The sequence below is a fragment of the Pseudomonas sp. yb_2 genome (assembly GCF_043103905.1).
Taxonomy (GTDB): Bacteria; Pseudomonadota; Gammaproteobacteria; order Pseudomonadales; family Pseudomonadaceae; genus Aquipseudomonas; species Aquipseudomonas alloputida.
In genome coordinates this window covers 39641-50336 of sequence record NZ_JBICKH010000079.1, presented here as the reverse complement: position 1 = coordinate 50336, position 10696 = coordinate 39641, and the positions used below count along the sequence as shown (strand labels likewise).

General features: G+C 63.6%; 11 protein-coding genes. 8 read left to right on the top strand and 3 right to left on the bottom strand.

Annotation, left to right across the window (positions count from 1 at the left end):
- The first annotated feature begins 45 nt into the window (after nucleotides 1-45).
- The 5 genes from ACF8FB_RS22255 to ACF8FB_RS22235 all read left to right on the top strand — a co-directional run bounded on the left by ACF8FB_RS22255 (nucleotide 46) and on the right by ACF8FB_RS22235 (nucleotide 3898).
- Nucleotides 46-750 carry a TetR/AcrR family transcriptional regulator gene (locus tag ACF8FB_RS22255; protein ID WP_019437363.1) on the top strand — a complete coding sequence of 235 codons (705 nt, stop codon included), beginning with the start codon at nucleotides 46-48 and terminating at the stop codon, nucleotides 748-750.
- Between the two features lie 30 nt (nucleotides 751-780).
- Complete coding sequence (locus tag ACF8FB_RS22250) at nucleotides 781-1329, top strand: hypothetical protein (protein WP_104962446.1); 549 nt, start codon at nucleotides 781-783, stop codon at nucleotides 1327-1329.
- A 73-nt stretch (nucleotides 1330-1402) separates the two neighbouring features.
- Nucleotides 1403-2680, top strand: a complete 1278-nt coding sequence (locus ACF8FB_RS22245) for a flavohemoglobin expression-modulating QEGLA motif protein (protein ID WP_003252215.1) — start codon at nucleotides 1403-1405, stop codon at nucleotides 2678-2680.
- Nucleotides 2652-3575, top strand: coding sequence for an alpha/beta hydrolase (locus ACF8FB_RS22240; RefSeq protein ID WP_392512001.1), 924 nt, complete (start codon nucleotides 2652-2654; stop codon nucleotides 3573-3575). The genes ACF8FB_RS22245 and ACF8FB_RS22240 overlap by 29 nt, the downstream gene beginning before the upstream one ends.
- Nucleotides 3572-3898 carry a hypothetical protein gene (locus tag ACF8FB_RS22235; RefSeq protein WP_003252219.1) on the top strand — a complete coding sequence of 109 codons (327 nt, stop codon included), beginning with the start codon at nucleotides 3572-3574 and terminating at the stop codon, nucleotides 3896-3898. The genes ACF8FB_RS22240 and ACF8FB_RS22235 overlap by 4 nt, the downstream gene beginning before the upstream one ends.
- 332 nt (nucleotides 3899-4230) lie before the next feature.
- Here ACF8FB_RS22235 and ACF8FB_RS22230 read toward each other — a convergent pair whose 3' ends face one another.
- The 3 genes from ACF8FB_RS22230 to ACF8FB_RS22220 all read right to left on the bottom strand — a co-directional run bounded on the left by ACF8FB_RS22230 (nucleotide 4231) and on the right by ACF8FB_RS22220 (nucleotide 6107).
- Complete coding sequence (locus ACF8FB_RS22230; RefSeq protein ID WP_020190165.1) at nucleotides 4231-5022, bottom strand: OmpA family protein; 792 nt, start codon at nucleotides 5020-5022, stop codon at nucleotides 4231-4233.
- A gap of 50 nt (nucleotides 5023-5072) precedes the next feature.
- Nucleotides 5073-5486: a DUF4398 domain-containing protein gene (locus ACF8FB_RS22225; RefSeq protein ID WP_185280023.1), complete on the bottom strand. Its 414-nt coding sequence runs from the start codon at nucleotides 5484-5486 to the stop codon at nucleotides 5073-5075.
- Nucleotides 5487-5762: 276 nt separating this feature from the next.
- On the bottom strand, nucleotides 5763-6107 hold the full coding sequence (locus ACF8FB_RS22220) for a hypothetical protein (protein ID WP_021785939.1): 345 nt from the start codon (nucleotides 6105-6107) through the stop codon (nucleotides 5763-5765).
- Between the two features lie 181 nt (nucleotides 6108-6288).
- On the opposite strand from ACF8FB_RS22220, the gene ppc reads away from it, so the two are divergent.
- From ppc to tsaB, 3 genes are all read left to right on the top strand, one after another.
- Nucleotides 6289-8916 (top strand): phosphoenolpyruvate carboxylase, encoded by a 2628-nt coding sequence (ppc, locus tag ACF8FB_RS22215; protein WP_104962445.1) that lies wholly within the window; start codon nucleotides 6289-6291, stop codon nucleotides 8914-8916.
- A 257-nt stretch (nucleotides 8917-9173) separates the two neighbouring features.
- Nucleotides 9174-9824: an adenylate kinase gene (adk, locus tag ACF8FB_RS22210; protein ID WP_004575467.1), complete on the top strand. Its 651-nt coding sequence runs from the start codon at nucleotides 9174-9176 to the stop codon at nucleotides 9822-9824.
- A 139-nt stretch (nucleotides 9825-9963) separates the two neighbouring features.
- Nucleotides 9964-10638, top strand: a complete 675-nt coding sequence (gene tsaB, locus ACF8FB_RS22205) for a tRNA (adenosine(37)-N6)-threonylcarbamoyltransferase complex dimerization subunit type 1 TsaB (RefSeq protein WP_010952598.1) — start codon at nucleotides 9964-9966, stop codon at nucleotides 10636-10638.
- The last annotated feature ends 58 nt before the right edge of the window (nucleotides 10639-10696 follow it).

Genomic DNA, 10696 nt, shown 5'->3' with positions numbered 1-10696 from the left:
GCACTGACGAAACACCCCCATGAGGTATCCCCCGTGACACCCGCCATGCCTGACCAAGGCGCCGCCGGCATCGCCACCGCCGTCGCCGAAAGCGTGCAATACCAAGGCCGCAAGACTGCCCGCCAAGGCAGCGAACAGCGTCGCCAGTTGATTCTCGATGCCGCCATGCGCATTGTCGTGCGCGATGGCGTGCGCGGTGTGCGCCACCGGGCAGTGGCCGCCGAGGCCGGCGTGCCATTGTCGGCCACCACCTACTACTTCAAGGACATCGAGGACCTGCTCACCGATACCTTTGCCCAGTACGTCGAGCGCAGTGCGGCCTACATGGCCAAGCTGTGGGCCAATACCGAGGTGGTGTTGCGCCAGTTGCTGGCACAGGGCGATGGCAGCCCGCAGGCACGGGCGCGGCTGGCTGACGACGTGGCGCGCATGACTGCCGATTACGTTCAGCGGCAACTGCTGAACCGCCGTGACTTCCTGATGGCCGAGCAGGCTTTCCGCCAGGAAGCATTGCTGTGCCCGCGACTGGCTGAGCTGGTGTGCGCTCATGAGCAGATCCTGCTGCACGGCACCCGGCAATTGCTGCAGGTCGTGGGTTCGCGGCAGCCGGAGCAGGATGCACAGATGTTGACGGCGATTATCGAGCAGTTGGAATATCAAGGCCTGCTCAAGCAAGCGAATGCGCAAGCCGATGGGCAGATGCTCGCTATGCTTACCCGATACCTGCAGCTGGTGCTGGCATCGGCCTGAGCCGAGAACGACCTTTTCAAGGAGAACCTGATGAGAGCCTGGCGTGTGGTGTTGTTGACTTTGTCATTCCTGCTGCTGGGCGGTTGTCTGGTGACCTTCCATGAGCCTTTGCCCAGCAACCAGGCAGCGCCCAAGGCCTTGCTCGGCAAGTGGAGCAGCAAGGACGCCTGGGGGGAACCGTTGAAACTGGTGATCAGCCGTAGCGGTGGCGACGCCTACAAGGCGGTGGCCACGGCCAAGGGCAAGGCCCCTGAAGAATACGTGTTCACCGTGTCACGCCACGGCAACCGCTGGTACCTGTCGGCCGGCGTGCCCAAGCGCCTGGGTGGCAATTTCCTGATTGGCGGCTTCGATATCGTCGATGGCAAGGAACTGGTGGTCTACAACCTGGATGTCGAGCAGGTACAGCAGGCGGTGGACAAGAAGGAACTGAGCGGTCGTAGTACCGAAGTGCCGGAGGACAACGGCGACGGCGTGCTGATCGACAGCCCGGCGGCGCGGGTGCTGGCCTACCTGGACGACCCGGCCAACTCCGACCTGTTCGTCGAAGTGGCGCGGTTCCAGCGCTCGGGCAAATGACCGTGTTGGCGTCTTCGCGGGCTTGCCCGCGAAGAGGCCGGTACAGGTTTCGTGTACTAGAAAGGAGTTCCCGGTGGACGAATACCAGCAAACCATCCGCGCCCTGTCCGACCGCATCGTCGCGGCACAGACGCCGATCCGGGTCCTTGACGCGGTGAAGTGGGACGACAACATCCGCCAGGGCTTTCTCAAGGCCAAGGGCAAGGAGCCGCCGGCGGTTGATCGCGCCTACTACCAGTCGCGCCCGCTGTCGTTCGACTCCAGCGCGGTCAAGGCCGAGTTCCAGGGCATCGAGCGCGACATCATTCGCCAGTTGGGCCAGTTCAACCCGGTCGGGCAGATCATGAAGCGCATGTGCCGCGAATACCGCATGGTGGTTCGCATGCTCGAAGCGCGCGGTACCGAGGACTTCGGCCTGATCTCCCAGGAGCTGTACGGCGCCGCCTCGGATGCCTTCCACGCCGGTGACCCGACCCTGGCCGACCTTGGCCTGATGCTGTCGGACTACCTGAACAACATCGATGGCCGTGGTGACCTCAAGGATGAGCCAAAGAATCTCACCGCCAAGGAGGCGGTGGAGATCCTCCAGCACCGGCTGAACAACGTGTTCGGCGAGGCCGAAGGTACCATTCGCGTGTTCGAGTCCGACGGTATCGTCGCCGACGCCGCAGCCGGTGCCGACTACATCAAGGTGCGTGCCGATGCCATGTTCAACGCCCGCGATGTGCGCGCCCTGGAGGTGCACGAAGGGTTGGTGCACGTCGGTACCACGCTCAATGGCCTGAACCAGCCGATCTGTACCTTCCTGGCCAAGGGCCCGCCCTCGTCGACGGTAACCCAGGAGGGCCTGGCGATTCTCATGGAGGTGATCGCCTTTGCCTCCTACCCCAGCCGCCTGCGCAAGCTCACCAACCGCACCCGTGCCATCCACATGGTCGAGGAGGGCGCAGACTTCATGCAGGTCTACGGTTTCTTCCGCGAGCAGGGCTTTGAGATGGCGCAGAGCTACAGCAACGCCAGCCGGGTGTTCCGCGGCTCGGTGCCCAACGGCCTGCCATTCACCAAGGACTTGTCCTACCTCAAGGGCTTCATCATGGTTTACAACTACATTCAGTTGGCCGTGAAGAAGGGCAAACTGGAACAGATCCCGTTGCTGTTCTGTGGCAAGACCACCCTGGAAGACATGCGCACCCTGCGCCAACTGGTTGAGGAAGGGTTGGTCGAGCCGCCCAAGTACCTGCCTGAACAGTTCCGCGACCTGAGTGCGCTGTCGGCCTGGATGTGCTTCTCCAACTTCCTCAACCACCTGAGCCTGGATCGCATTGAAGCCGACTACGCGAACATTCTCTGAGCACTGCCGCCTGCTCGTCCTCGGCCTGGCCCTGCTGAGCCTTGGCGGCTGCAGCAGCCTGTTGTTCTACCCCGAGCGTGGTCAGGCCTTCACCCCTGAGCGTGCCAAGCTGGAATACCGCGATGTCACGCTGACCACTGCTGATGGCATCCGCCTTCACGGTTGGTGGCTGCCAGCCAAGGCCGGGGTCGAGGTCAAGGGCACGGTGCTGCACCTTCACGGCAACGGCGGTAACCTGCCAGGGCACCTGGGGGGTAGCTACTGGCTGCCGAAGCAGGGCTACCAGGTGCTGATGATCGATTACCGCGGCTATGGCTTGTCTCAGGGCCAGCCGAGCCTGCCGGAGGTGTACCAGGACATTGCTGCAGCCATGGCCTGGCTGCAGCAGGCGCCCGAGGTCAAGGGCAAGCCGCTGGCACTGCTGGGGCAGAGCCTGGGCGGTGCCATGGCCATTCATTACCTGGCGGCCCACCCCGAGCAGCGTCAGCGCTTCAGCGCCCTGGTGTTCGATGGTGTGCCGGCCAGTTACCGCGCGGTGGGGCGCTTTGCGCTCAGCACCTCCTGGATGACCTGGCCATTGCAGGTTCCGCTGTCGTGGCTGGTGCCGGACGGCGACAGCGCGATCCGCTCGATCGAGCGATTGAGCAGCCCGCCCAAGTTGTTTTTCCACAGCATCGACGACAACCTGGTGCCGATGGACAACGGCATCCGCCTGTATCAGCACGCGCCACCACCGCGGGTGCTGCAACTGACCCGAGGGGGGCACGTGCAGACCTTCGCCGACCCTACCTGGCGCCAGGTGATGCTGCGGTTCCTCGATGATCCCAGCCATTTCAACGGCCTGCGGCGGCTTGCCGAAGTGCCCAATTTCCCTGACGAGAAGAACAAGCAATGAGTGAAGAACGCAACGCCATCCCGCTGATCCTGACCGGCGTCGGCAGCATCATCGTGACGGTGGGGGCCTTGTGGTATTACGGTTACCTGCATTTCGCCAAGCCCGAAGATGCCCTGCTGCTGCAGGACTTCACCATGCTCAAGACCATCCCCGGCGAGGACTACAAGGTATCGCTGGACCCGGCGCCGCAAGTGGCCCAGTGCGTCGACGGCGTGCTGGTGCTGTTCGACACCCAGCAGAAAGGCCTGACCGGCGTGCTGGTGGACAACCGCAAGCGCGCGGTGCGCTGCATGGGCGAGGAAACACCGCAGCAGGTGCAGTGAGTGTTCGGCGCAGCATTTTTGGCGCCCGCGAGATCGAGCGCCGCCCGCGCGGCGCATCGCGAGCAAGCTCGCTCCTACATCAGTTTCGGGCCAGTTACGCCTGTGACAGACGCGCGCGACCGCCTTGTTTGTACGACGCGATATCGCGCCATGCGCCAAGGCGTTCGCGCGCAAATCCCACAGGAATAATTGGCCCGAAACAGATGTAGGAGCGAGCTTGCTCGCGATGCGCCGCGCGGGCGGCGCTCGATCTCACAGGCGGCACAACATTATCGGCGAACAAAGAAAAGCCCCGCGTCGATCGCGGGGCTTGTCCTTTCAGCTAGCCAGCCTTAGCGCTGAACCTGGCTCACCGAGCGTGGTGCCACCGGCTGGTTGTCGTTGGAGATGGTCACCTCCACCCGACGGTTCTGCGCACGTCCCGAGTTGCTCGAGTTGTCCGCTACCGGGTACTCCTTGCCATAGCCCTGGGAAACGATACGCGCCGGATCTACCCCGGCACGCACCAGTGCCATGCGCACGCTGTTGGCACGGCGCTCGGACAGGGTCTGGTTGTAGTTGGCCGAGCCGACGCTGTCGGTGTAGCCCTCGACGATCACCTTGCGTTCCGGGTTTTCCTGAAGGAACTGGGCCAGCTTGGTGATGTTCGGGTAAGCGCTGCTCTTGAGTTCGGCCTTGTTGAAGTCGAACAGCACGTCGCCGAAGGTTACCAGCGTTCCGCGGTCGGTCTGCTTGGCGTTGAGGCTGTCCTGCAGCTTGGCGATCTGCGCGTCGCGGGCATCCAGCTTGGCCTGGGCGCGCTGGGCCGAGGCATTCTTCAGTTCAGCTTCGGCGGTGCGCAGGGCAATGGTCTGCTTGGCCACTTCGACGCGCTGGTTGGTCAGGTAGGCCAATTGGTCGACTTTCTTCTCGTCTTCACGGTCCATGTAGGCCTTGTCGGCCTTGTTCAGCCAGTCCTGGGCGTCCTTGGTCTCCAGTGCCGCGACTTTGCTCGCTTGCGGGTCGCTCTGCAGCGAGGAGAAGTTGGTGCGGGCCGCTTCCAGATTGGCATTCGGATCGTGCGAGCAGGCAGCAAGACCGACGCTCAGGGCCAGCAGGGCGGGAATCATGACGTGTTTGCGCATAGTGTTCATCCTTTGATCGTGTGCGAAGGCTAAGGTTGGCGGGGCAGGGCTCACTGAACGCTGCGCAGGCCTTCCTCACGTACGTCCTGAACGCCCTGGCGGGCATCCTGCACGGCCTTCTGGGCTTTGGCTGCCTGGGCCTTGCGTTCGGCGAGGCGTGCATCCCACTCGGCCTGTTGGGCCAGGCGCTTGGCCTCGTCGTACTTCTTGTCGTGCATGGCGATTTCGGCTTGCTTGAACTTGTCCTGAGCCGCTTTCATTTCCACGGCGGCGAACTCGGTACCGCCAGCGCTGACGGCGGAGTTCACGGCGGACTGGGTAACGGCATACTGCTCGGTGGGCGGATTGCCCGCACAGCCGGCCAGGACCAGGCTACTGCCCAGCGCCAGCGCGGCCAGCTTGAACCCGCGCACATGAGTGGATGACAGTTGGCTAGTGCGGGTCTTCATGGTGGTCAGCTCCATTGGATCACTCCTGATAACGACGATGTCCGTAGCAGTCCATCGCTCAATCCCTGACATAACCGCGCGCTTCAGTTCAACGGTGCACGAGGGCAGTGTGCAGGGTTTTAGCGTGATGGCTATTGGCTCCGACTCGAAGGTTTTTCGAATAGTTCAGAAAAAAGCGCCGTGATCGGATAACTATTTCTGACTGATCGGTCAGTGCGATTTGCCTGGAACTTTCCCAGGATGGAGCGGTATTCCGGGCCTTGAGCAGGCCCGGAATGCTGGCGCGCAGGATTATTTGTCGCTGTCGACGGTCGCGTTGCTCAAGTTGTGCAGGTGCTGGCGGGACAGGGAGAGAAAGCGCGGCGTAGGACCAACGTCTTCGTACAACGGGTCGCCTTCTTCGTCGGTGGCGATGACCTGGCGACCCTGTACATAGGGGAAGCTGGCCTCCAGTTCTTCAAGGGCGGCGGCGACCAGTTCGCCGAGCAGTTCTTCGGCGGTGCGCTTGGGGTACATGTCGATCAGCGCGGCCAGGCGCGCTTCGGACTCCAGGTCCAGGTGCAGGACATGACCGGTACGGCTGAGGGTACCGGCGGCATTCTGTTCCCAGTGCTGGGCGAGTTCACGGATTTTCATGATGACCTCTGTTGACGCCTGGAAAGGCTGCACTGCATGGGAGTGCTGTGCTTTCACTTTAGTTTGGTTTGGCCGATCACGGCTTGCCATCGTCGCTCGGCTGTGGGCACTCTTGGGGGATACCGCTCGCTCCTGCACAGGGCGCGCTGAGGCTGATAGGGATGCAACGGAGAGAGCGCCAATGACCGATATCGATGTGCGTTTGCGTGAAGATGTCCATGTGTTGGGTGAACTGCTTGGCGAAACCATTCGCCAACAGCATGGCGATGCGTTCCTGCAGAAAATCGAGGACATCCGCCACAGTGCCAAGGCCGACCGTCGCGGCCCGGGTGAGCAGCTGAGCTCGACCCTGGCGGACCTGGCCGAAGAAGACCTGCTGCCCGTAGCGAGGGCCTTCAACCAGTTCCTCAACCTGGCCAACATGGCCGAGCAGTACCAGTTGATCCGCCGCCGTGACGCCGACCAGCCCGAGCCATTCGAAGCGCAGGTACTGCCCGAGCTGCTGGGGCGCTTGAAGCAGGCCGGCCACAGCAACGATGCCCTGGCCCGGCAACTGGCCAAGCTCGATATCCAGTTGGTGCTCACCGCACATCCCACCGAAGTGGCCCGTCGCACGCTGATCCAGAAGTACGACGCGATCGCCGGCCAACTGGCCGCACAGGACCATCGTGACCTGACCCCGGCAGAACGCCAGCAAGTGCGCGAGCGCCTGCGCCGGCTGATCGCCGAGGCCTGGCACACCGAGGAAATCCGCCGTACCCGGCCTACGCCGGTAGACGAAGCCAAGTGGGGTTTCGCAGTGATCGAGCATTCACTGTGGCATGCCATCCCCAGCCACCTGCGCAAGGTCGACAAGGCCCTGCTGGAGGCCACTGGCCTGCGCCTGCCGCTGGAGGCCGCGCCGATCCGCTTTGCCTCGTGGATGGGTGGGGACCGTGATGGCAACCCCAATGTAACGGCTGCTGTCACCCGCGAAGTACTCCTGCTGGCGCGCTGGATGGCCGCCGACCTGTTCCTGCGCGACATCGATGCACTGGCCGCCGAGTTGTCCATGCAGCAGGCCAACGACGCCCTGCGCAAACAGGTTGGCGACAGTGCCGAACCCTACCGCGCTGTGCTCAAGCAACTGCGCGACCGCCTGCGTGCGACACGCGCATGGGCGCATTCGGCCTTGACCAGCAACCAACCGGCCGGTGCCGACGTGCTGGTGGACAACCGCGAGCTGATCGCGCCGCTGGAGCTGTGCTACCAGTCACTGCACGAATGCGGTATGGGCGTGATCGCCGAGGGGCCGCTGCTCGACTGCTTGCGTCGTGCGGTGACCTTCGGCCTGTTCCTGGGCCGCCTGGACGTACGCCAGGACGCTGCCCGCCACCGTGATGCGCTGACCGAGATAACCGATTACCTGGGCCTGGGGCGTTACGCCGACTGGGATGAGGAGCAGCGCATCGCGTTCCTCCAGGCCGAGCTGAAAAACCGCCGGCCCCTGCTGCCTGCGCATTTCAAGCCGCAAGCGGACACCGCCGAAGTGCTGGCGACCTGCAGGGAAGTGGCCGCTGCGCCGGCCGCCTCGCTGGGGTCTTACGTCATCTCCATGGCCGGTGCCGCCTCGGATGTATTGGCGGTGCAACTGTTGCTCAAGGAAGCCGGCCTGACCCGCCCCATGCGTGTGGTGCCACTGTTCGAGACCTTGGCCGACCTCGACAACGCCGGCCCGGTCATGCAGCGCCTGCTTGGCCTGCCGGGCTACCGCGCGGGCCTGCGCGGCCCGCAGGAAGTGATGATCGGCTACTCCGATTCGGCCAAGGACGCCGGCACCACCGCTGCTGCCTGGGCGCAGTACCGGGCTCAGGAAAACCTGGTGCGTATCTGTGCCGAGCATCAGGTCGAGCTGCTGCTGTTCCACGGCCGTGGCGGTACGGTCGGGCGAGGCGGCGGTCCGGCCCATGCTGCGATCCTGTCGCAGCCACCGGGTTCGGTGGCGGGGCGTTTCCGCACCACCGAGCAGGGTGAAATGATTCGCTTCAAGTTCGGTTTGCCGGGCATCGCCGAGCAAAACCTCAACCTGTACCTGGCCGCCGTGCTTGAGGCCACGCTGTTGCCACCACCGCCCCCGCAGCCGGCCTGGCGTGAAGTGATGGACCAGTTGGCCGCCGATGGTGTCCAGGCCTACCGCAGCGTGGTACGGGAGAATCCCGATTTCGTCGAGTACTTCCGCCAGTCGACGCCAGAACAGGAGCTGGGGCGCCTCCCGTTGGGCAGCCGCCCGGCCAAGCGTCGCGCCGGGGGCATCGAAAGCCTGCGGGCCATCCCGTGGATCTTCGGCTGGACCCAGACCCGGCTGATGCTGCCGGCCTGGCTGGGCTGGGAAACGGCGCTGACCAATGCCTTGGCCCGTGGTCAAGGGGAGTTGCTGGCGCAAATGCGCGAGCAATGGCCGTTCTTCCGCACCCGAATCGACATGCTGGAAATGGTACTGGCCAAAGCGGATGCGCAAATTGCCGAGGCCTACGACGAACGTCTGGTGCAACCGCACTTGCGTCCTTTAGGTGCGCACCTGCGCGACCTATTGTCGCAGTCATGCCAGGTCGTGCTGGGTCTGACCGGGCAGCCGGTGCTACTGGCGCACAGCCCCGAGACACTGGAATTCATTAGCCTGCGCAATACCTATCTGGACCCGTTGCACCGCCTGCAGGCAGAGTTACTGGCCCGCTCGCGCAGCCGCGAAGCCGCTCTGGACAGCCCGTTGGAGCAGGCCTTGCTGGTGACCGTGGCGGGTATTGCCGCCGGGCTGCGCAACACCGGCTAAGGGCAAGCCCGGGTCATGTCTGGTGACGGCCATACAGGCCCGGCACAATGACGGGGAGGGCGGTTGCGCCAGGCGCAACCGCCTGCCCGGTCAGCCGCAAGTGGCGCATTCCTGCAACTTTGGGACGCTTGTCTGGCTGCCGGGCGCTGTGTATCTTGAGCAGCCTTCTGACCGATTTATGGTCATACCCGATTATCCGGACTTGGCCCTGGTCGCCGAATCCATTGAATTTCATACAAAAATTTGAGGAGCACAAGATGCGCGTAATTCTGCTGGGAGCTCCCGGGGCCGGTAAAGGTACTCAGGCAAAGTTCATCACCGAAAAGTTCGGTATTCCACAGATCTCCACCGGTGACATGCTGCGTGCCGCCGTCAAGGCCGGCACCCCGCTGGGCCTGGAACTGAAGAAAGTCATGGATGCCGGCCAGCTGGTCTCCGACGAGTTGATCATCAGCCTGGTGAAGGAGCGCATCGCTCAGCCTGATTGCGCCAACGGCTGCCTGTTCGACGGCTTCCCACGCACCATCCCACAGGCCGAAGCCATGGTCGCTGCCGGTGTCGACATCGATGCCGTGGTCGAAATTGCCGTGGACGACGAGGAAATCGTCGGCCGCATGGCTGGCCGCCGCGTGCACCTGGCCTCGGGCCGTACCTACCACATTCAGTACAACCCGCCGAAAGTGGAAGGCAAGGACGACGAGACCGGTGAAGACCTGATCCAGCGTGACGACGACAAGGAAGAAACCGTTCGCCATCGTCTGTCGGTCTACCACAGCCAGACCAAGCCGCTGGTGGATTTCTACCAGAAGCTGTCGGCTGCCAATGGCGGCAAGCCGAAGTACAGCCACATCGAAGGTGTCGGCTCGGTTGAAGCCATCACCGCCAAGGTCCTGGCAGCCCTAAGCTGATCCGGCGCCTGACGCACCTCGACAACGGCCCGCTTGCGGGCCGTTGTCGTTTGTAGGCCGCACAGCGCCCCCTCAGGACACAACGCCGCTGCTGCTCTATACTGCCGCTCTTTTTCATTCGCACCTGGATACCCGTTCGATGACCACCCTGCTGGCCCTGGATACCGCCACCGAAGCCTGTTCCGTCGCGCTGCTGCATGACGGCAAGGTGACCAGCCACTACGAGGTGATCCCGCGCATGCATGCCCAGAAGCTGCTGCCGATGATCAAGCAACTGCTGGCCGACTCTGGCGTGGCACTGAATACGCTGGATGCCATTGCCTTTGGCCGTGGCCCGGGCGCGTTCACCGGCGTGCGTATTGCCATCGGTGTGGTGCAAGGCCTGGCCTTCGCCCTCGAACGCCCGGTGCTGCCGGTGTCCAACCTGGCCGCTTTGGCCCAGGGTGCATTGCGCGAGCATGGCGTGCAGCAGGTGGCCGCTGCCATCGATGCGCGCATGGATGAGGTTTACTGGGGCTGCTACCAGGCCACAGCGGGCGAAATGCGCCTGGTCGGCCGTGAAGCCGTGTTGCCGCCCGAGCAGGTGGCGCTGCCGGCAGGCAGCAATGGCGAGTGGTTCGGTGCCGGTACCGGGTGGGGCTATGCCGATCGCCTGGCGGTACAGGTGGCGGCGAGCAACCCGGCTGCCTTGCCCAATGCTCTGGACATTCTCAGCCTGGCCACCTTTGCCTGGGCCCGTGGCGAGGCAATCGTCGCCGAGCAGGCGCAACCGGTTTATCTGCGCGATAATGTAGCCACGCCCAAGAAACACTGAGTGCTGTTCGTCGGTTATCGCCGAACACGCTAAAACCTTTTGCGCGATCTGTGGTCCA

Excerpts from the sequence above, each read along its gene's own strand:
- ACF8FB_RS22220 (WP_021785939.1), bottom strand. The coding sequence starts at position 6,107 with ATGAAAATCCGTGAACTCGCCCAGCACTGGGAACAGAATGCCGCCGGT.
- ACF8FB_RS22255 (WP_019437363.1), top strand. The coding sequence starts at position 46 with ATGCCTGACCAAGGCGCCGCCGGCATCGCCACCGCCGTCGCCGAAAGC.
- ppc (WP_104962445.1), top strand. The coding sequence starts at position 6,289 with ATGACCGATATCGATGTGCGTTTGCGTGAAGATGTCCATGTGTTGGGT.
- ACF8FB_RS22225 (WP_185280023.1), bottom strand. The coding sequence starts at position 5,486 with ATGGAGCTGACCACCATGAAGACCCGCACTAGCCAACTGTCATCCACT.
- adk (WP_004575467.1), top strand. The coding sequence starts at position 9,174 with ATGCGCGTAATTCTGCTGGGAGCTCCCGGGGCCGGTAAAGGTACTCAG.
- tsaB (WP_010952598.1), top strand. The coding sequence starts at position 9,964 with ATGACCACCCTGCTGGCCCTGGATACCGCCACCGAAGCCTGTTCCGTC.
- ACF8FB_RS22250 (WP_104962446.1), top strand. The coding sequence starts at position 781 with ATGAGAGCCTGGCGTGTGGTGTTGTTGACTTTGTCATTCCTGCTGCTG.
- ACF8FB_RS22230 (WP_020190165.1), bottom strand. The coding sequence starts at position 5,022 with ATGCGCAAACACGTCATGATTCCCGCCCTGCTGGCCCTGAGCGTCGGT.
- ACF8FB_RS22235 (WP_003252219.1), top strand. The coding sequence starts at position 3,572 with ATGAGTGAAGAACGCAACGCCATCCCGCTGATCCTGACCGGCGTCGGC.